Genomic DNA, 21713 nt, shown 5'->3' on the forward strand with positions numbered 1-21713 from the left:
TTGAAAATAAAGAATAAATTAAAAAGATCGTTGATTTCTTTAACTTTTATTTATGCCTTTTGTGCTTTTATAATTTGTTTTGTAGTCATTTCACACCTTAATGCATCTATAGTAACTCACAATATTTCACAGGCAAATGATGCAAATTCTAAGACATCTTTAAAAGAAGTTCCAAATTTCACTATGAACACTGTACCTAACGAAGCTATAGATATATCATTTTCTTATGATGACAAGTATTGCACTTATCTTTATAACTCTGAAATTTATGTTAAAGAAATTGGAACAAATAAATTAATTAAGAAAATTTCTGAAAAATCAGGAATAAGGAAATCAATACTTATGGGAAACCGCAATATTATAATGTATTTCTACATTTTAAATAGTAAATTAGAAGTAAAAACGTATAATATTGAAAACGGACTTATAGCTGAACAAAAGTCTTTTGCTGTGCCTAAAAATTCAGCAATAAAATCAGTTGATTATTCAAATGCTACAAATCTTATTTTTATTAACTTGGAACAAATCAGTGGGAATAATAAGATAGACAGTATATATTATCTTAATATTATGAAGAATGTAAGAAAAATTTACCCAGGCCATAGTGTTAATAACATGCTGCTGGCAAATAATTCCCTTGCATTGTATTTTGAAGACAATAATAACAATTTATATTGTCATTCAAAACTCATACCTGGTATTAAAAGAGAACATATAATTGGCTGTGATTCAAATGATAATGTTTATGCCAGATCTTTAGATAATAAGAGTATAATTTATGTTGTAAACAATAATAATCTGATAAAAACACGAAGACTTAATGATTTGAATTTTGTTGGTTTTTACACAAATAAAAATAGCGTTTATGTTATATATAAAAATTATATAATTAATTTAACAAACAATGCTAGGTTAAATTATAATAATGAGTTAAGATTCATAGGCATGGGTGGCTTAAATGTGTATTTTAAAGATAACAATGATCATATAGTAGGGCTGAAACGAACAATATAAATAAAAATGATATTCTTAAGCATTATAGATGTTTTGCTCATTTGTCTTTATATTAGTTAGGCAATTTTAAAATTCAAATTGAATGAAAATGCTCATCTAACTTTTGATAATCATTTTCATATTGTTAAGGAGTAATATAACCTATTGAATCATGTATTCTATTTCTATTATACCAAGATTCTATGTAATAAAATACAGCTAATTTTGTAGAAACATAATCATAGTATTTAACAAGTGGGGATAATATTATTCATAAGAGTATAATAACGACAATTATTATTTTATTAATCATACTGATTTCAGAAGCAAATTTTTCAAAAGTTTCATATGCAGTGCTAAAGCAAAAAATAAACTTAGTTGATAATAAAAATAATTATAATAATTTGTCACATATAGTAATAAATCAAAGATATAATTCTATAAATTCAAGTAAGCCAATTATAGTGGCACATCGTGGTGCAAGCAGTATTGACCCTGAGAACTCTATTCCATCATCTGATGGTATTTTATATTTACTACATGATGGAACACTTGATAGGACTACAAATGGACATGGTTTAATAACAAGCAAAAGTTCACATATAGTAGACAGTCTTATAATCAACAACGGATCAAATATATCAACTTACCCCAATTTAAGATTACCTAGGTTCGAAAATGCACTTATAGAATGTAAAAAAGATAAGCTTACACCAATATTTGATATTAAATTCCTTAGTAGCAAAGATAGAAATTTAAATACATTTTTACGAATTATACGTAAACATGGATATGAAAGAAAATTATTAGTTCATTCATTTAATTATAAGGATTTAGAGTATTTGCGTAGTAAGGATAAAAAATTATCTTAATGCCAATGGTAAATCCAAACAGGATAACATATGGCTATAGATATATTAGGTCATTTGGATCTACTGGAGTTGACTGTAATATTAATTATTTAAATAAAAGACTTGTGCAGCAAGCTCATAAAGATGGCTTAAAAGTATTTTGTTGGACAATTGACGCACCAATGGATCTAAATAAAGCTGTGCACTTAGGTGCAGATTTTATATATTCTGATACATTTTATCCTGGTAATATAAAATCTTTTCAAAAGACATTTGATTTGAATAAACATACGAAACCATAATTTTACACACAAAGTCCAAGGGATAGTCTGCCATTTTCTAGATAAAATATAGACAATTTTATTGTAAAAATAACTTTTTCAGTACATGACACGGATGCTCCTTCTACCCCAAAAAGAAAGGCAGTTATGCCTTTTTCTTTTTATACAAGTATAAGATTTTAAATTATAATATCTACTGTACACCCTGGTGACACGTTCGCTGGTATTACCCTCTAGCCATCAAGTTGAAATGAAAAATAGCATTTAAGAACTAGTAAAATAGCCATTTTAAAAGATTACTTATTATTATATTTTCTCAATATTTCTAGGAATTCGTATCTACATCAAAGCGTTGATATTACTACGTTTTTAATTTTACTTTGCACTTCATAACAGTTATACTGGTATTGGATCTTTTTGGCTGATGAACAAAATAAGAATTTTACGAACCAATTTTTGACATAAAAACTATATCATAAAACATGTTTCTAACAACGATTCTAAATAAAAAATTTTAAATGTATGATTCTTCTTTTTAATGAAATTTTAATAATTATTAGGTATAATTATACATTATGACAGGACAGTAGCTTAACTACTTCCATACCATATTTATATTTTAATACGTAATAACTCACTTTCAGTTAACTAACAATATTAAATATAGTAAAAAGGAGATAATGAAGATGAATATTACAATTGGAGGAACAAGTAACAGCACGTATGGAAATCTAAGCATTAGGAATTCTCAAACAAATGTACAGGGAACAGATAATCAAGGAAAAAAGCAAGGAGTTCAGCAAGGCGTACAATCAGAAAATAATACACAAGTAGCAACTAAATACGTTTCATCTCATGGAGATACTGTAGAAATTAGTAAAGCAGGTGCAAAGGCATTACAACAATCTACTAATTCTAATACTTCTAAAGCCTCATCGACCTCTAATAATAACACAAGCAGCAGTGTCGTGTCACCTGGCACTCTTTCAGTTCCACAGCTTAAGCAGGCATACGTAAGTGGGAAAATATCAAAAGCACAATATGATCAACAAATGAAATTAAGAGGGCAAGCAGAATAAAATACCGCAAATTCTTGTACTACCGTAGAAAAGTTATATTTTAAATAATAAAATATAAGAATGAAGTGACCTTTAGCCACTTTTTCTATATACTATAAATGAGAAAAAATAAATACAAATATTTACAATTTTGAGAACGTACCTAGATTTGTGTAAATCAAATCTAGGTACGTTCTTTTTATGTATGTATAACTGGTAATAGTGGTAATAATAAATATAAATAATTTTTGAGAGGAGATTTAAATATGAATGTATTAGAAATACCTGATATTGATTTAAAAAAGGAATTAAAGAAATGCAATAGTATGGAAGATTTAGTAGGTAAAAATGGACTTATGCAAAGATTATTTAGGAGCATAATACAGCAATTTTTAGAAGCAGAAATGGACATCACCTTCTCAAAACTGGGCAAATACACTGGCTCAATTAACTATAAAGTTTAAAGATAGAATAGAACCATATATATAGAAATAAAGCCTGTACCATTTTACACAAAAGTGAATAATAGTATTATTATTACAGATAATACTATTATCAGAAAGTTAAAAAACACTATTATTAGTTATCCCCTAAAAAATAAAAATTACTACAGAAACTTAATCCTATAGTAATTTCCAAATAAATTTTATCCCGTCTATTCTATTTTACACAAACCTATGGACTTTCCCTAAATAAAATTATTATTTCAATATAATATTTTCTTACAATATTATGTATTCCAATAATCATTTATATTTATAACACTTCCCTCATAACTATTATCTATAACCAGTTTTATTACATAAAATAAACACTAGTCTTACCCAGTGCTTATTTTATGTAATAATATTTGTTTTGCAAATAAAAATACTATAAAATTCTTTAATATATATTCTCTAAATTGAAGTTAAAGGGTATACTCTATAGGTGGATTGCCTGAAAAGTCAGCTATAACAGCTTTCGCATCTGCAAGGTAGAATACTTCAAATATTGGATTATCAGCAGTTTTATACTGACCTTTTACAATAGGATTTTTCATACAGCCTTCTTTTATGGTCATATTGTTTTCAAATACAGCCTTACCATTTAAACGAATCCAAGCGTATTTAGGACTGGAAACAGAAACTTCAATATAAGGATTTTCTTTCATATCTTTATAAACATCTTTAGTGCTGTTAGTACAGAACCACAGCTTATCATCCTTTTCAAAACAGAACATGAAAGGACGACACTTTGCTTTTCCATCGCGGCCAACTGTTGCCAAATACTGTACTGGGTTGTTATTTAAAAATTTTATTACTTCATTCATACTTAACATCTCCTCAATTAAATTGATTTTTAGTGGCCACAAATATATAATAATTTTATAAGTATATTTTTGCAAGTAAGCACTTTAAAGTACCATAAGTACCTGTAGGTAACTATTAAAAATGAGCTGTTATTATTTGAAAGGAGATGATATTCGTGAATAAAGAATTTCCTCCATGTCCGGTTGAAACAACTCTTTTGCTTATAGGAGAGAAGTGGAAGGTTTTAATATTGAGAGACCTTATTGACGGCACAAAGCGGTTTGGTGAACTAAAAAAATCATTGGGTTCTATAAGTCAAAAAGTTCTTACTCAGAAGCTGCGAGCTATGGAGGAAGATGGACTTGTAGTTCGTAAGGCTTATGCCGAAATTCCACCAAGGGTTGAGTACTCTCTTACTGAATTAGGTTTAAGTCTTAAACCAATTCTTGACTCAATGTGGGATTGGGGTATGGAATATAAAACTAAAGTAAATAAGGAATAGGTTTATTTAATAGAGAGTCTAATATTAAACTTGATTAAGACGTAATCTTCTTAAAAAGTTTACTAAATTAATGATTTTGAGCAAAAATAAAAAGAATATTTTATGTCTGCAAGTATAGTAATATTTTTTGCTGTTTTAACTTGAACTACTTTTGGATAAATTATATCAATTCACGAAAACTAAAAATTTCCCGCCTGATATGATAGAAAGTTTGTTAGTTATACATATAGGCGAGAAATAAATTTTGGCTATTTAGTTACAAAGATTATATTATATAAATATTTACATATACATAATATTAAAGCATTTCTTTTTCTGGTTTTTTATATTCTCTGAATGATTGTTCTATTTCCTCTAGTGATTTGCCACGAGTTTCTGGGCAAAATCTCCACATGAATATAAAACCTAAAATTGAGAATATAGCAAATGATATAAATGAACCAGATAGTCCAAATCTTGCTAACATTATAGGAAATAAAAGACCTACTAAGAAATTACTTATCCATAGTACAAATACTGCAATACCCATTCCTAAACCTCTTAATCTTAATGGAAAAATTTCTGACTCTAATAACCATGCTAATGGTCCAAGACAACTTTGGTAAAAAGCTAAATAGGTAATAGTACAACACATTACAAGAACTGGAAGTAAATATGATTTTGATATTGTTGATGTAACAATAGTCATCGCTATCATAGCTATAGTAGTTCCAGAAAGTCCAATTAAAAATAATCTTTTTCGACCAAATCTATCACTAAGCAACTTTATAAATACCAAAACGCCAATACAAGAAGTTATTCCATTTCCTATATTAGCAACTAATGCTGCTCTTGTACCTAATCCAGATTTTTCTAGGATTGTTGTTCCATAATACATCATTACATTAATCCCAGAAAATTGTACGATAATTCCAATAACACATCCAATTAAAACAAGACGTCGAATCCAAGGAGTAGATAATTCCCTAAATGTAGCTTTATCTAAATTTTTTTCTTCATCAATATTTTTTTGTATTTCTTCTAATTCTGCTTCAGCTTCTGCTTCCTCACGAATCTGTTTTAAAACTTCTAAAGCTTTAGCGACTTTTCCATTAGCAGCTAACCATCTTGGTGTTTCTGGAAGCATAAACATTCCAAACCATAAGAATACTGCTGGAATAGAAGCAATAGCTATCATATAACGCCAAATACCAGCAGTATCTCCAAATACATTTCCTAAAATAGCATTAAATACATAAGCTAATAATTGTCCAGTTACAATCATCATTTCATTTTGGGTAACTATACTACCTCTTAATTTTGCAGGAGCTATTTCAGCTAGGAATGTTGGGACTATAACTGAGGCTCCTCCTACAGCTAGTCCTAAAATAAATCTAAATGAAATGATAACGTTTGAAGTAGGTGAAAAAGAACATCCTAATGTTGAAATAAAAAATACTACTGCTAGAGCCTTAATAACTGATTTTCTACCATATTTATCAGATAATCGTCCACCAAACATTGCACCAAAAGCGGCACCCAATAATAACGAACTTGTAACAAGTCCTTCAGCAGTAGGGCTTAAGTTTAACTGATCTGGTCTCTTCATATAAGTAAGTGCACCATTAACTACACCAGTGTCATATCCAAATAGAAGCCCGCCTAAAGTAGATATAACAGCTATTTTTCTTATAGTCTTTTTGGTGTCATGACCTTGTATGTTTTTTATCATTTTAATTTCCCCATTTCTTTTAATTTTAACTTTTTGAATTTAATACATTGCGAGATTCATAATTAGTTGCTATAATATAAGATGGATTTTATTTGGCATGCTGACTGTTATTCGTATGTTTATTTATTTTATACTTTGTAAATAGAGACGAAATCAATCAGTATGTCTCATTTTCTTAACTTTGAGGATTTAACTTTTTATTCATCAATATTCAAAAAAAATAAGAAATATTTAGCGTATGACAATATCAGAATTGATGAAAGTAATTCTTAAAAGTTGAAGTAATGTGTCAATTTCCTTTGCAAAGTTAATGTGTAACTATATTTTTATTGTATATAATCTTATATCACCTCCCAACAGAATATTATTGTAAACATTTTCTATATTTAATTATCTATTAATTTACTATTTGAATCAATTACATACATTGCTTAAAAATCAACTTTTTATGCTATAATTCATATAATTATTAAACTTTGTTCCTTACTTAGTGATATATAACTATATATAAAAAATTCTTTGAAATGTTATTGAAATTGCTTTTAAAGTATAGATTAGAAAATAATATATGGCTCTTTATGAAGTATTAAGTGCATATTATTTATAATTTTATATACTTTGGATAAGTTTATATAGTTGAAAATATTATTAAAAAGTTGTTTAAAAAGGTTTATATTCATCAAATTGCTGACTGCCTAAATTTGTTTGGTGTTATACCAATAGCCTTTTTAAAAGCTCGAATAAATTGAGTTGTACTTTTAAAACCACATTCAGATGCGATGACTTCAATAGTTTTAGTCGATGTAAGCAACTGTTTCTGTGAATAGTTTAAACGGATACCTAATAAATATTTATGTGGAGACTTATTTGTGTATTTTTTAAATAATCTTGAAAAATAAAATTCGCTTAAATTGACATTATCAGCAATATCTTTTACAGACAAATCGTTATAAAAAAATTTTTCAATAAAGACTATTGAATTATTGACAATAGAATTTTCTAAAGTGGAATATTCATTTTTAGACAAAGCAAGTGCGCTCAAAATGTAGTGTACCTGTACAGATATTAAATGTTCATTTAAAACGTTTTCTTTTGCCAACTGAAAAATTGTTTCAAATGAACTATCAACCATAAGACGCCGTGAAGGGTTTAAAATATAACTATTTTCTGAAGTTATCAAGTCAAAGTATGGTTGGCTACCAGAACCATTGAAATGAAAAAAATGGAATTTAAGGTTACCAACAGCACCATAAGAATGAGGTTCTTTACAGTCTAATATTACGATATCCCCAGGAATAGCAATCATAGTTTTTTTACGATATGTTATGGTCATATTTCCGTCGTCAATAAAAATTAACAAAAATAAATTTAAATAATTTCTTGTTATTTGATAATTTTTTGTACATTCAAAATTTCCGACGTATGAAATATAATAAAGTGCTTTTACTGCAAAATCTGAAGGAATATGAAAAAAGATTTCTGATGATTGAGAAACTCCACGATCTAAGGCTTTCATTTATAGATACCTCCCACTAATTTACTATGAATAAAATATTTTTGTTGCATCATATGTATCATAAAAAATTAATTAAGAAAAATAATGATTAACATATGTAAAAATATAGCAACTATGATAAAATCAACTATCATAATAATATAATATTTTGTTTTTTAAATCAAATATAGCCATCCTTATATTTATCACTTCATTTCTATTTTTACAAAACTATAACTTATTATAATGTAAATTATTAGTTCTAGCCATCTGATTCCTTAATTGGGTTTATGCAGTAATAAATTTACTAACTATGATATATTTGTGCATTTTTACATTCACTTTTATGAAATACTAGTGTTTATAATATAATTATTAAATTGTTAAAGAGCATAAAATGTATATTATTAGGCAAATAGAGAAATTGATTTTGAATGTAAATTATTACATAATGTAAGCATAGTAATTGATTACGTAATTAAATGCTAGATCTATTAGGCCTCATCTGGTCTATAGGTTTTAATTCAAAAATTATAAATAAATGAGGTGAATGAAATATGACTATTAAAATAGGTACGGCTCCCGATTCTTGGGGTGTATGGTTTCCCGATAATAATAAGCAAGTTTCTTGGGAAAGATGTATGGATGAAATGCAAAAAGCTGGATATGAGTATGTAGAGCTAGGACCATGGGGTTATTTTCCAACTGACTATGAATCTTTAAATGCTGAACTAGAAAAGCGTAAATTAAAACTAGTTGCAGGAACCGTTGGTGGAAATTACGTAGATGATGCATCTATTGATAATATGTTTAAGACTATTGATGAGTTAGCACCTTTATTGAAAAAATTTCCAACAGCAAAGTACGTTGTTATGTTAGCTGATATGTATACTGATTTGATGACAGGTAAGTTAGCAATGCCTAAGAAACTAACAGAAGATCAGTGGAATCAGCTTTATAAAAACGTTCAAAGAGTCTGTGATCACATAAGAAGTTATGGTTTGGTACCAGCATTTCATCCACATGTTGATTCTTATATTCAAACTGAAGAAGAAATCGAAAGATTATTAGCAAATACAGATGCAACTTTATGCCTTGATACTGGACATCATGTCTATGGTGGTGGTGAACCTATTAGTTTTTATAAGAAGCATTATAAACGTATACCATATTTGCATATAAAAAAGTGTGACATGAATGTTAAGAAAGAAATGGACAAGAACGGCTGGTCCTTTGCAAAGGCAGTTACAAAAGATATAATGTGTGAACCTGGAAAGGGTAGTATTGATTTCAAAGAATTATTTGATTTCATGAATAAGATTGGCTATGATGGATATGCTGTTGTAGAGCAAGATTTGTATCCTGTTTTATCTTTTGATGTTCCATTTCCAATAGCAAAAAGAACAAGAGATTATTTAAAAAGTCTAGGAGTATAAAGTACAATGTTATAATTTAGGATTTTTAATTCTTGCAAGCAAAGTAATAAATAAAATTTGGATATATGTTCAACTTGAAAACGATTTTAAAAACATATTATGTTAGGAGGTAATTTTAATGAGTAAAAAAGTTAGAATTGGTATGGTTGGTGCAGGATGGATGGGCAGAGCTCATGTTAGTTCATATATGTCAGCATACAGTATATATGGAGAAAAAATTGGAGAACCTGTTTTCAGTATTTTAATGGATGTTAATGAAGAATCAGCAAAATCTTCAGCTGAAAAATTTGGTTTTAAAAAATGGACAACTGATTATAATGACGTTATTAATTCCGATGATGTTGATATAGTTGATATAGTTACTCCAAATGCTTTTCATTATGAGATTGCTAAAGCAGCATTATTAAAAGGTAAAAGTGTATATTCTGAAAAGCCATTATCTTTATCTGGAAAGCAATCACAAGAATTGGCCAAGATTGCAAAAGAAAAAAATGTTTTCAACTATGTAGGATTTAATATGGTTATGATGCCAGCTACTGCATATATGAAACATTTGGTTGAATCGGGAAAGTTAGGACAAATTATGCGATTTGACGGAAGATATGACCAGGATATGCTTCTTGACCCATCAATTCCTCTTGCTTGGAGACATATAAAGAAACAGGCTGGAAGTGGAGCACTTGGCGATTTAGGTTCACATCTATTAAGTATTTCTCAATATATAATGGGAGATATTGAATCGGTTAATGCAATTTCAAAAATTTATATTCCAAAAAGACCAATAAAAGCTGGTTCAACTAAAATGGGCAATGTTGAAACAGAAGATTATATAGCATTTACTGCTTCATATAAAAACGGTGCTACTGGCCAGTTATCATCAAGCCGTGTAGCTACTGGAAGAAAAAATTATCTAGGTGTTGAGATCCAAGGTACTTTAGGTACTGCAACCTTTAATTTGGAAAGATTAAACGAAGTTAATGTTTACTTCCACAAAGATAAATCTATTGATCGTGGATTTAGAAATGTATTATTAGGACCAGATCATGGTGATTATGGTATGTTCCAACCTGCATCTGGCATAGAATTAAGTTACAATGATCAAAAAGTTATAGAAGTTGCACATGTGTTAGATGCTTTCACTAATGGTACTGATTATGTTTGCAATTTCAAATTCGGAGCAAAAATTGATACTTGTGTTGCAACAATTTTAAAATCTGCTGAAACAAAACAATGGGAAAAAGTAGAAGAGTTTTAGAAATAATTAATTATATGTAGCTTAAAAAACTTATACTGAACAATTTACTTATGGTGAAATATATTTATAATGAGGAATGCAGGATTTTGTTTGAATATATAGAATATTTCTATATATTCAAACACTGTATTCTTTGTTCTTATATATTTTCAAGACCATCATTTATTAAAAGTTAGCATTGTTTTATTTTAATTTTATGAGTGTAATTTTTTACTAAAATTGTACATTCAGTTAAGATACATTTTAAGAAATTTGCTTGTTTAGATTATATTTGATTCACCTTGTTAAATTTCTTGTAAAATAAGAACATTAATATTGCAGCAATTAAAGCCATTGCTGAACCTAAATAAAAAGGAGCACTATTATTAACCTTATCATATAAAACACCAGCTATAAGACTTGCGGGGAGTAAGGTTATACCTATTAATGAATTATATATTCCCAATCCCGTACCCCTCTTATTTTTATCGATAAGGTCTGAGACCAGTGCTTTTTGTATTCCATCTGTTGCTGCACTGTAAAGCCCATATAGTGCAAATAGCAAAATTACTAGAAGCTTATTAGTTGTCATTCCAAAACCTAAGTATATTACAAAATAAAGCAAATATCCAAAGATAATAAGTTTTTCTCTACCAAATTTATCAGAGAGGATTCCCATAGGAACGGCAAATATTACTGATACCGAGTTAAATATCAAATATACAATAGGTATAAATAAAGCTTTTATACCTATGTCATTAGCTTTTACCAGCAGCAAGGCATCGGTTGAATTACCAAGGGTAAATACAAAAGCAATACATAGAAATATATAATATTTATATGAAAAGTCATTAAGGGTAATCTTCTTAGGAAGGGCATCTTTACTTTTTTTAGCTTCTTTTACAAAGAAGATTATAGTAATTAACCCAAATATACCAGGTAGAGCTGAAAATATAAATACCTTTCGATAATTACCAGGAAATACTGATAAAATTATAAAAGCAAGAAGAGGTCCTATTATTGCTCCGCTATTATCCATAGCCTTGTGGAACCCAAAATTTTTTCCTTTTTCACTATCACTTGATGAACCAGCTACAAGACTATCTCTTGGAGCAGTTCTTATTCCCTTTCCAACCCTTTCGCTGAATCTGATAACTAACACCTGCAAAGGCGAAGTCACTATTGAAAATAATGGAGACAAAATAGCTGTAAATCCATACCCAATAATCATAAAAGGTTTATTTTTGCCAATTTTATCGCTCCACCAGCCAGATACAGCTTTAAGAACTGAAGCTGTACTTTCTGCAATTCCTTCAATAAGAGATACCTCTGTTTTTGATGCACCTATAGACATTAAAAATAATGGCATAATAGAATATATCATTTTCGTGGTTGTATCTGTTAAAAAGCTAGTTATACCAGTAAAAAAGATGTTGCGTTCAATTCCTAAAACCTTCTTATCTTTTTCATTATTAATATGCACACTCATACCACCTTTGTTCTGAGATTATTTACTGTTATGACTAAAAACTAAGTTGCTATGTTTTCAAAAAACTTTCCTAATTTCTTATAAAGTTCTATTTTTGATTTATATCAATTTTGTACTCTTTTCTTTGAGGCCAGTATATCTTAAATTCAAGCTTTTCAATATCTCTTTGTTGTTTATAACTCATCCTTAAACTCACATCTTCAGGAATATTTACATCATTATTAAGCTTTTTTAAAATAAGTTTGATATTATTAGTACTTTTTAGACTTGATATATTTGAAGAAATATTATTTAATAGTTGCTCAGACTTGCCAGATTCATCTACAGAAATTTGATAGATTTCAGCTTTATTAATATAATTGCGTGAATCACCAGAAGACAACCATTTTATTAAAGCCTCTTTACTAAATCTCCATTCTCTACCTATCTTTCTGGCGGGTATATGTTCTTCTCTAAGTAATTTTATTAGTGTTTTTTCACTTACCCCCAAAAAGTCTACTGCTTGTTCAACATTTAATATACTATTGTCCATGTATTTTCACCTCATATATAATTATAGCAAAATTTATTTTTGATACAATACATAAATGAATATAATATGAAATTGATTGTATATAACATATATTTAGATGTAATTAACAGCAAAGCATTTATATATTTTCTTACAAACGGATTTAAGTATGATACTGTTCAATAAAGAAATTTTTTATAGAAGTTTAACGCTATTTTAATATAATTTTAATTTTAAGCGTAGATAATGTATAACATAACGAAGATTATTTAATAAGTACAATTTTATGCAAAGAAATTTTAAGATAACAATTCATAAGATAACAATTCATATGTTTAACAGAGTAAGTCAATACATAACAGTTATTATGAGAAAGGGGTGAGAATATGTACTTAAGTACTTTGAGAAGAATAAATATATTTGATAATTATATCTTATATGTTGTTAAAAAGTATATGCAAAATAAATATTTTGACAGAGTAATGCCTATAGTAACAAGTATGGGTAATGGAGGATTTATATGGATTACGATAGCTGGAATTTTAATATTGGATAAACAATATAGAGCAATTGGAAATATAGTGATACTTACATTAATTATAAGTACCATTGTTGGCGAAGGAATAGTAAAACATATTGTAAGAAGAGTTAGACCATGCAATTATCAAAATAGTATTAATTTTAACCTCTTGATTACAAAACCTATGTCCTATTCTTTTCCTTCTGGACACACCTTATCTTCATTTGCTGTTGCAGAAGTACTTTCTATGTACTTTAGCCAGTATAAGTTGATATTTATGGGGATAGCTCTTTTAATAGCTTTTTCAAGAATCTATCTATATGTACATTATCCAACAGATGTTATAGCAGGGATTATAATTGGAATATTATGCTCTAAATTAATTTTTATAGTTTTACAATAAGGTTATTTATCAATGTTTCCTGTTTTTTATCAAAAATTATTATAGAAAACTATTTTTAAAAAATTACAATAGTTGCCGAAAAATGTTTTAAGAAATAATAAAATTTATACTAACGCTTTGAAGCGGTTGTTTGGTGCTTTTAGGTACATCATGTATAATATGCCAGAGTTACTTTTTTACCGGTAGTACTAACATATGGCTTATAGATCACAGAAAGTTGTGGAATTTGTTTTAAAGCATAGTTTGTACATACTTTGACAGAAACCATTGAGGCACATGCAGGGCCATGAAATTTCGTCTGAAGCCAGAAATGGCGAAATTATCCCGTTAACTTTTTATTTTAAATTTTAAAACTATCCATAAATAAGTTTGCTAAAATTCATTTCTTGAAAAAATCTCCATATTGCTTTTCTTCCATTCTTAAGTAATATGGCCCCAATTCTATTTTGTTATCAGATTTTTCTACTAAAGTAATTGAAATATGATCCATTGTATCCATTGTAAATATTCATCTATGTGAGGTACTTTTGTATCTCAATTTATTTTTTAAGCAGTAATTACTACTATTTTTATCTACTAAAATTATAATCTAAAAATTCGCAGTTTAAATTAAACTTAAGTTAACAGTATTAAATACTAGTAACTTTTGATGTTATATTCAAAAGCACACAATGTAAAATATAAAAAATATTTTAAACATAATATTGAAGATATAGTGTTTTAAGAAAATTTGTATTGACATAGAGGAAAATATTGGATATAATTTGAACTATAAAAGCACATATTTGTGCAAAAGAACACAAGACGTAAAAGTTGAAATGGAAAAAATTAAAAGTAGGAAAATGGAGGTTTTTATTATGAAAGTAGGTATTATCGGTGCAGGAAGAACCGGAAAAGTACAAGCAAGAAATATTTTTATATGTATACCATAAATTAGGATTAAAACGATTGCAGATTAATTTATGAATAAAAAAGCGGTATTATGCAATGAACATGGAACAAGCTGTGAAAATACGTATAAGATTATGTGGGATCGTTATATAGGTGCTTGGAGAAAAATACAAATGTTTAATAAAGACAAAATAAAAATAGGAATTGTCATATAGGATGGACAAATAATGATATGTAGAACTTAGAAAAAGAAAATACTTTTGAATAAGCTGTAAGTGAAATAGTATTAGCAAGATTTAAAGGTACGAAAGTAATAAATGTACGAAAGATGTAAAGGTTTAAAAAAATTTTTTGATTTAAAATTTAAACTATTATGTAGGTACATTAATAATTATATCTAAAAAATTAAAATATAGGAGGGAATTAAAATGGAAGAAAGCATAAAGAGAAAAAATTTTTTAAAGAAAATATCGATTTTGGCTACTTTTGGATCACTTTTATTTGGTTATAATAGTGGTATAATTAATGGCTCTCTTACTTTTATGAGTAGAAAAGACCAATTGAATTTGACACCTTTGACACAAGGACTTGTTACTAGTTCGCTATTATTGGGTGCAGCTTTTGGTGCTGTATTATGGGGACGTTTTGCTGATAAATATGGGAGAAAAAAGATACTTAAAATACTTGCTACAATTTTCTTTGTTTTTACAATAGGATGTGCGCTTTCACCTAATTCAACAGTTATAATTATATGCAGATTTATAGTAGGATTGGGAGTAGGAGGAGTATCTGTTGTTGTGCCAACGTTACTTGCTGAAATAGCACCTACAAAAATAAGAGGTAGTGTTGTTTGTCAGGATCAATTAATGATTGTTACAGGAGAATTATTGGCTTTTGTATTCAATAGTATTTTGGGAAATGTTTTTGATAATTCTGGTATTTGGCGTTATATGATAGCTTTGGCTAGTTTGCCAGCAGTTGTATTATGGTTTGGTATGTTTATAGTTCCTGAAACACCTAGATGGTTGGCAGCTAATGGTAAAATGACTCAGGCATTGGAAATTTTAAGACAGACACGTGATGATGCAGAAGCTGAGGCAGATTTTAGAGAAATACAGAAAAATATTGATGATGAGAAAAATATGGAAAAGGCTACCTTTAAGGATTTAGGTATTCCATGGATTCGTCATCTTGTAGTTGTTGGACTTGTATTGGCTATTATACAGCAAATTGCAGGCATCAATGTAATAATATATTATGGAACAACGGTATTAGAGCAATCAGGCTTTAGTATTAGGACGGCATTGATTGCAAATGTATCAAATGGGTGCGTATCTGTTCTTGGATCTTGGTTTTATATGCATTATCTAGCAAATAGGTGTAGAAGGAGACCTATGTTGATAGGTGGATATTTAGGAACTACTATAACTTTACTTTTAATGGGTATAGTTTCACGTGTTTTGGTAGGTTCAACTATACTTCCATATATGGTTGTTGCATTGACTGTAGTTTATTTAGCAATATTTCAATCTACTCTAGGTCCAGTAACATGGCTTATACTGTCTGAAATTTTCCCACTTAAAGTAAGAGGAATGGGATATGGTGTTGCAACGTTTTTTAACTGGATCTCTAATTTTGGGATTGGTTTAGTATTCCCTATGGCAATAGCTACTTTTGGTTTATCTAATACATTTTTTGTATTTGTAGGATTGGGTATTATATGTATAGTATGTTCTAATGTATTTGTACCTGAAACTTATGGAAAGTCTTTAGAGGAATTAGAAAAACAATTTAGAAATTATAAAAATAATAATAGTAAAGTAACTGTTGACTAAATTATATTAATTAATATTCAAAAACTCAGCACTTTTAAAAGTGCTGAGTTTTTGAATATTTAAATTTATGTGCAAATCTCTTGCTATGTTTAAAATTATTGTAAAATATTTTCCATGTTTTGAGAACAAATAATGGATATATTGGTGTCTGTCTGTTTGAATTTTGGAAAATTTCCTTTTTGCAGCAACTCTCTTAAATAAACTAATGGGAGATAGCCCTGCTGGAAAATGTTTTGAGAAATAGTAAAATCTATACTTCCGTTTTGAAGCAGTCGTTTGGTGCTCTCAGATAAATCATGACATATAATACGTAGAGTCCCTTTTTTACCGGCAGTACTAACTGCTTCGGTGCATCCGGCTACACTGCGGTTAGCCATATAGATTGCAGAAAGTTGTGGAATTTGTTTTAAAGATTCTGAAACCTTACGGTAAGTTGTTCGATAGTCATTGTAAGTTTCAATAATTTCAATCTGACTTTTTTTAAAACCCAGTTCGTACATACGCTGGCAGAAACCATTGAGGCGCATGCGGTGACCATCAAATTCCATATTTCCAACTACAGCCAAAATTTTACTTGTCATAGGTACACATTTGCTCATAAGTTCAGCAGCAATGCGACCACTCTGTTGATAGTTTTGTCCTATAAAACAAAGTCTCCGACTGTTAGGAAGATCAGAATTAAATGTAATTACAGGAATATTCATATCTGTCAATTCAGAAACCTTTTTTTCAATAGCAGGAGCATTAACAGAACAGAGGGCGATTCCCTGTACATTCTGTGCGATTAAAGTATCTAACAGCTCAATTGTTTCTTCTGGAATATCTGTCTGGCATTCCATAAGTATGATTTTTACATGAAAATCTACAAGATCTGTCCGAGCAGCATCCACTCCACGCAGAATTTCTGTTTTAAAATGTCCTGTCCAGTTAGGAATCAGGACACCTAATCTTATCGGAGAAAAGGCTTTTTCATAAATAGTGCGTTTATGATCCTGAAGCGGAGACAGATAGCCAGTTTCCTGAATAGCATCCATTACACGATTGCGTACGCCAGGAGCAACATAAGAACGGTTGTGTAAGACACGGTCTACAGTACCTCGTGATACACCTGCTTTTTCAGCAACCATTTGTATAGTAGTTTTTTTTCCCATTGTAATTCTTTCCTTTATTTTTTATTATTACATAAATATATTATAAATATTTTATCATTCCAAAAAGTATTTATCAATAGTTGTAATTCGCAGTTTAAATTAAACTTAAGTTCATAGTAGTAAACATTAGTAACTTTTAATGTTGTATTCAAAAGCACATAAGGTAAAATATAGAAAAAATTTTAAATATAATATTGAAAATATAGGATTTTAATAAAACTTGTATTGACATAAAGGAAAATATTAGATATAATTTGAACTATAAAAGCACATATTTGTGCAAAAGCACATAAAACATAAAAGTTGAAGTGGAAAAAATTAAAAATAGGAAAGTGGAGGTTTTTATTATGAAAGTAGGTATTATTGGTGCAGGAAGAATAGGCAAAGTACACGCAAGAAACATTTCTATGTATATACCAGAAATTCAGATTAAAACGATTGTAGATCCATTTATGAATAAAAATATGGAACAATTTGCAAAAAAATATGGGATTCCAAATATCACTAAGGATGCAAATGACATTTTAAATGATCCAGAAATTGAAGCAGTTTTAATTTGCTCATCTACAGATACACATGCAAAATACATTATAAAAGCAGCAAAGGCAGGAAAACATATTTTTTGTGAAAAGCCAATTGATTATGATTTAAAAAGAGTACATGAAGCAATTGATGCTGCAAAAAATGCAGGTGTAAAGCTGCAGATTGGTTTCTGTCGTAGATTTGACCATAATCATCATGCTGTATATAGTATGGTACGTGACGGAAAAGTAGGAAAAGTAAACATTATCAAAATCAGTTCCAGAGATCCTGAACCACCTTCTATTGATTATGTAAAAGTATCTGGCGGTATTTTCTATGATATGATGATTCATGATTTTGATATGGCACGATTTCTTGCCGGTTCTGAAGTTACAGAAGTTAATGCAGTAGGATCTGTATTGGTAGACCCTGAAATTGGTAAAGCAGGTGATGTAGATACTGCTGTTGTTACACTAAAATTTGAAAACGATGCAATTGGAATTATCGACAATAGTAGAAAAGCTGTTTATGGATATGATCAACGTGTGGAGGTTTTTGGTTCTGAGGGATGTGCATTTAACAATAATGATATTCCGAATACTGCGGTATTATGCAATGAAGACAGGACAAGTTGTGAAAATACGTATAAGGTTATGTGGGATCGTTATACAGGTGCTTTTGTTGCAGAAATGCATGCATTTTTAGATGCTATTGATAATAATAAAGAAACACTGGTTACTGGAGTGGATGGATTGTATCCTGTATTAATGGCTGCAGCAGCAACTAAGTCGTTAAAAGAAGGAAGACCAGTTAAAATATCGGAGGTAGAATAATATGGCTTTAAGAAAATGTGCATGCATTGATACCTTATATACAGAATTGCCATGGCTTGAGAGATTTCAAGCAGCCAAGAATGATGGGTTTGAAGCAGTAGAATTTTGGGACTGGAGAGTTAGGGATCTAGAAGCAACTAGAAAAGCAGCAGAAGTCGCTAAAATTACAATAAGTGGTTTCAACGGAGATGCAGGCTACTCTTTGGTTGATCCAACTCACAAAGAAAAATATTTGAATTATTTAAAACAGTCTATTGCGGCAGCAAAACAGGTGGGTGCACACAGTGTTACAATACACTCCAATGCATTAGGAGAAGGTGGCGTAGTTGTAAATCACTATGATAATTTGTCTGATACCGTAAAACTTTGTTCTATGTATGATGTGCTTTTAGCTTGTGCAAAGATTGCAGAAGAAGAGAAAATTAACCTGAATCTAGAAGCTTTAAATATTACAACAGATCATGTAGGAAATTTTCTAAAATACACTCAAATGGGAGCAGAAATCTGTCGCCTTATCAATTCTCAGCAATTGAAACTGTTATATGATGTTTACCATATGCAGATTAATGAAGGATGTATCTGTGATACAATTACCAATTACGTAGATCAAATGGGACATATTCATGTGGCAGATGCACCAGGACGTCATGAGCCCGGAACTGGTGAAATTAATTATAAAAAAGTAATTCGTCATTTGGAAGCATGTGGTTACACTGGATTTGTAGGATATGAATTATTTCCACTTACAGATACAGCTGAAGCGGTAAAAGCTATTATGGAGAATTGTTGACAAAAGAATTAAGAAAATAAATATTACCCCAGCATATATTATTTATTGGAAATATATGGACAATATTCAAATAAATGATTATAATATAACTGAAATAAAATATATTATATTTTTAGGGGGATTCAAAAGATGATTCACAAAAGAAATAATACCAAAATAATATTTTTAATTATGCTAGTATGTTTAAGCATGCTAGCTTTTGCTGGATGTGGTTCTAAAGCTAAATCAGGTGATACTAAGTCAACAACTGTCAAATCAACAGCTCAAAAGGCTAATGATCAAAATACAGACGAGTCTAAAAATACTACTGAGAATCAAGAGAAAAATAGCAAGGCTCAAAATTCAACTAAGCCTGAACAGACTACTAATAAATCTGTTAAAAATACAACTTCGGCAAATACCAAGAATGGTAATACTATAGTTTATTATGTTCCAGGAAGCACTATATATCATTTTAACAGAACTGATAGCACTATAAAAAATAATAAAAATGTACACACAATGACGCTTAGTCAAGCTAAATCAAAAAAAATGCAGCTTTTTAAAGAAAAAGTAAATAAATAATATTAAGTTATAAAATTTATGTAAAAATATACTCTCTTTAGAATAGATAGTTAAAATAATAAAATTGTATATCTAAGGGGAGTATATTTATGTTTAAAAAGCAAAATAAAAATATGCAATAGGCTGTTGAATAATGTTTGTATAAATACTTATTTATATACAATAGGGTTATCTAAATTTTTAGTGACAAAAGGAACTTCATTTTTTTGTATTGTAACTTTATTAGAATCATTACCTATGTTTAAAATAAAATTCACAATATTTTCTGCAGTATATGGATTACTGAAAACTTTTTGAGCATGTTTAATTTTGTTTAATTTAACTCCATTATTTGCAATTAAGTTATTTATAATAATTTGTATGTTATTAATATCACTGCATACTACTCCAAGATTGTGCTTTTCAATAAATTTTGGATTCTCCTCTTCCTGACCTGGTAGAGCACCTGTGATTATTAGTGGAATATTGCATGCTATAGCTTCCAGCATAACATTTGGACTTCCTCTTGTGAATGCTATGTCAGAAGATAACATTAAATCCTGTATGTTTTCGAGAAAACCATATATTTCAACTTTACTTCCGTATTTTTCAACTAATGATTGCTGCAATTTATTTTTTAATGCGGTATTTCTACCTGTAACAATCTTTATTGTACAATTAAAATTAAGGAGAAGAATTTCAGCTATTTTTTCCATATTGCCAACACCTTCGCCGCCGCTCATTATCAAGCATTTCAAAGGTCTATTTGCATTGTAATTATTATGTTTCATGTAACTATTTAAATAGTTGTAAAATCTTGAACGTACAGGAAATCCTAAAACTTTTATTTTATTTTCTATGACACCAAATTCTATACATTTGTTTTTTGCCTCTTGTGTAGGACTTATAATGTAATTAGCTCTTGGATCTGCCCATAGTGGTGATATACTTATTAAATCTGCAATAAGAGTAACCACGGGTATTTTAATATCATATTTTTCAAGTATATTTATAACAGATCCATTAAAATTAGGATGTATTGTCAGAATTAAATCAGGATGAACTTCTTTTAATAGTTTTAAAAATCTATCTTTTATTTTAAATTCTACTATTTCATTAATAAATGAAGGATTATTAGAGGATATATCCCATATCAATTCCCATAAGCTTTCAGACTTCCTAGTGATTGGACCATAAGCCTTGCCTATATTTAATAAGGTTGTTCCGCCAAGAGAAAATCCATCAACAACATGAATTCTAATGTTATCATGTTTTTTAAATTTTTCACATAAAGCCTCTGCTATGCTTTTATGACCATGTCCTGTAAAATCAGATGAAATGATGAGTATATTATTAATCATAATGTACCTCCCTT

Annotated in this window: 20 protein-coding genes and 1 pseudogene; 14 read left to right on the top strand and 7 right to left on the bottom strand. The window is 29.1% G+C overall.

All coding sequences use genetic code 11. The features are described 5' to 3' along the window. The 5 genes and pseudogenes from J2Z42_RS07245 to J2Z42_RS07260 all read left to right on the top strand — a co-directional run. Complete coding sequence (locus J2Z42_RS07245) at positions 1 to 1014, top strand: hypothetical protein (protein ID WP_209701978.1); 1014 nt, start codon at positions 1 to 3, stop codon at positions 1012 to 1014. Between the two features lie 332 nt (positions 1015 to 1346). Continuing rightward, positions 1347 to 1865, top strand: a complete 519-nt coding sequence (locus J2Z42_RS14670) for a glycerophosphodiester phosphodiesterase (RefSeq protein ID WP_342590008.1) — start codon at positions 1347 to 1349, stop codon at positions 1863 to 1865. Continuing rightward, positions 1865 to 2146 (top strand): glycerophosphodiester phosphodiesterase, encoded by a 282-nt coding sequence (locus J2Z42_RS14675; RefSeq protein WP_281063532.1) that lies wholly within the window; start codon positions 1865 to 1867, stop codon positions 2144 to 2146. Before J2Z42_RS14670 ends, J2Z42_RS14675 begins: the two co-directional genes overlap by 1 nt. A 665-nt stretch (positions 2147 to 2811) precedes the next feature. Further along, the gene (locus tag J2Z42_RS07255; protein ID WP_209701979.1) at positions 2812 to 3204 is read left to right on the top strand and encodes a hypothetical protein; all 393 of its coding nucleotides are present in this window, start codon (positions 2812 to 2814) and stop codon (positions 3202 to 3204) included. A 245-nt stretch (positions 3205 to 3449) separates the two neighbouring features. Further along, a pseudogene (locus J2Z42_RS07260) lies at positions 3450 to 3593 on the top strand (IS256 family transposase); the annotation flags it as partial. A gap of 497 nt (positions 3594 to 4090) precedes the next feature. On the opposite strand, the gene J2Z42_RS07265 reads toward J2Z42_RS07260, so the two are convergent. Next, entirely contained in the window at positions 4091 to 4492 is a 402-nt protein-coding gene (locus J2Z42_RS07265; RefSeq protein WP_209701980.1) for a pyridoxamine 5'-phosphate oxidase family protein, read from the bottom strand. 146 nt (positions 4493 to 4638) lie between these two features. Here J2Z42_RS07265 and J2Z42_RS07270 point away from each other — a divergent pair, with 146 nt between their 5' ends. Beyond that, complete coding sequence (locus tag J2Z42_RS07270) at positions 4639 to 4974, top strand: winged helix-turn-helix transcriptional regulator (RefSeq protein WP_209701981.1); 336 nt, start codon at positions 4639 to 4641, stop codon at positions 4972 to 4974. Positions 4975 to 5272: 298 nt separating this feature from the next. Here the strand turns inward: J2Z42_RS07270 and J2Z42_RS07275 are convergent, their stop codons facing one another. Together J2Z42_RS07275 and J2Z42_RS07280 are read right to left on the bottom strand one after the other, a co-directional pair. Next, on the bottom strand, positions 5273 to 6685 hold the full coding sequence (locus J2Z42_RS07275) for a sugar porter family MFS transporter (RefSeq protein WP_209701982.1): 1413 nt from the start codon (positions 6683 to 6685) through the stop codon (positions 5273 to 5275). 679 nt (positions 6686 to 7364) lie between these two features. Continuing rightward, the gene (locus J2Z42_RS07280) at positions 7365 to 8201 is read right to left on the bottom strand and encodes a helix-turn-helix transcriptional regulator (protein ID WP_209701983.1); all 837 of its coding nucleotides are present in this window, start codon (positions 8199 to 8201) and stop codon (positions 7365 to 7367) included. Positions 8202 to 8737: 536 nt separating this feature from the next. On the opposite strand from J2Z42_RS07280, the gene J2Z42_RS07285 reads away from it, so the two are divergent. Next, entirely contained in the window at positions 8738 to 9616 is an 879-nt protein-coding gene (locus tag J2Z42_RS07285; protein WP_209701984.1) for a sugar phosphate isomerase/epimerase family protein, read from the top strand. A gap of 118 nt (positions 9617 to 9734) precedes the next feature. Further along, positions 9735 to 10871 carry a Gfo/Idh/MocA family protein gene (locus tag J2Z42_RS07290; RefSeq protein WP_209701985.1) on the top strand — a complete coding sequence of 379 codons (1137 nt, stop codon included), beginning with the start codon at positions 9735 to 9737 and terminating at the stop codon, positions 10869 to 10871. Between the two features lie 265 nt (positions 10872 to 11136). On the opposite strand, the gene J2Z42_RS07295 is transcribed toward J2Z42_RS07290, so the two are convergent. Both J2Z42_RS07295 and J2Z42_RS07300 read right to left on the bottom strand, forming a co-directional pair. Beyond that, positions 11137 to 12333, bottom strand: coding sequence for an MFS transporter (locus J2Z42_RS07295; RefSeq protein WP_439897318.1), 1197 nt, complete (start codon positions 12331 to 12333; stop codon positions 11137 to 11139). A gap of 94 nt (positions 12334 to 12427) precedes the next feature. Beyond that, entirely contained in the window at positions 12428 to 12871 is a 444-nt protein-coding gene (locus J2Z42_RS07300; protein WP_209701987.1) for a helix-turn-helix domain-containing protein, read from the bottom strand. Positions 12872 to 13236: 365 nt separating this feature from the next. Between J2Z42_RS07300 and J2Z42_RS07305 the strand changes: the two genes are divergently transcribed. The 3 genes from J2Z42_RS07305 (at position 13237) to J2Z42_RS07315 (ending at position 16499) form a co-directional block, all read left to right on the top strand. Further along, positions 13237 to 13773 (top strand): phosphatase PAP2 family protein, encoded by a 537-nt coding sequence (locus J2Z42_RS07305; protein WP_209701988.1) that lies wholly within the window; start codon positions 13237 to 13239, stop codon positions 13771 to 13773. Between the two features lie 962 nt (positions 13774 to 14735). Beyond that, on the top strand, positions 14736 to 14879 hold the full coding sequence (locus J2Z42_RS07310) for a hypothetical protein (protein ID WP_209701989.1): 144 nt from the start codon (positions 14736 to 14738) through the stop codon (positions 14877 to 14879). A gap of 213 nt (positions 14880 to 15092) precedes the next feature. Further along, positions 15093 to 16499, top strand: coding sequence for a sugar porter family MFS transporter (locus J2Z42_RS07315; protein ID WP_209701990.1), 1407 nt, complete (start codon positions 15093 to 15095; stop codon positions 16497 to 16499). A gap of 95 nt (positions 16500 to 16594) precedes the next feature. On the opposite strand, the gene J2Z42_RS07320 is transcribed toward J2Z42_RS07315, so the two are convergent. Next, positions 16595 to 17650, bottom strand: a complete 1056-nt coding sequence (locus J2Z42_RS07320) for a LacI family DNA-binding transcriptional regulator (RefSeq protein WP_209701991.1) — start codon at positions 17648 to 17650, stop codon at positions 16595 to 16597. 344 nt (positions 17651 to 17994) lie between these two features. On the opposite strand from J2Z42_RS07320, the gene iolG reads away from it, so the two are divergent. The 3 genes from iolG (at position 17995) to J2Z42_RS07335 (ending at position 20359) form a co-directional block, all read left to right on the top strand. Further along, the gene (gene iolG, locus J2Z42_RS07325; protein ID WP_342590012.1) at positions 17995 to 19005 is read left to right on the top strand and encodes an inositol 2-dehydrogenase; all 1011 of its coding nucleotides are present in this window, start codon (positions 17995 to 17997) and stop codon (positions 19003 to 19005) included. 1 nt (position 19006) lies between these two features. Then, the gene (locus J2Z42_RS07330) at positions 19007 to 19795 is read left to right on the top strand and encodes a TIM barrel protein (RefSeq protein WP_209701993.1); all 789 of its coding nucleotides are present in this window, start codon (positions 19007 to 19009) and stop codon (positions 19793 to 19795) included. Positions 19796 to 19924: 129 nt separating this feature from the next. Then, complete coding sequence (locus J2Z42_RS07335; protein WP_209701994.1) at positions 19925 to 20359, top strand: hypothetical protein; 435 nt, start codon at positions 19925 to 19927, stop codon at positions 20357 to 20359. Between the two features lie 149 nt (positions 20360 to 20508). On the opposite strand, the gene J2Z42_RS07340 is transcribed toward J2Z42_RS07335, so the two are convergent. Continuing rightward, the gene (locus J2Z42_RS07340; protein ID WP_209701995.1) at positions 20509 to 21699 is read right to left on the bottom strand and encodes an MGDG synthase family glycosyltransferase; all 1191 of its coding nucleotides are present in this window, start codon (positions 21697 to 21699) and stop codon (positions 20509 to 20511) included. Positions 21700 to 21713 lie beyond the last annotated feature (14 nt).

Origin of the sequence: Clostridium algifaecis, from assembly GCF_017874415.1 — a bacterium.
In the GTDB taxonomy this organism is placed as follows: domain Bacteria; phylum Bacillota; class Clostridia; order Clostridiales; family Clostridiaceae; genus Clostridium_B; species Clostridium_B algifaecis.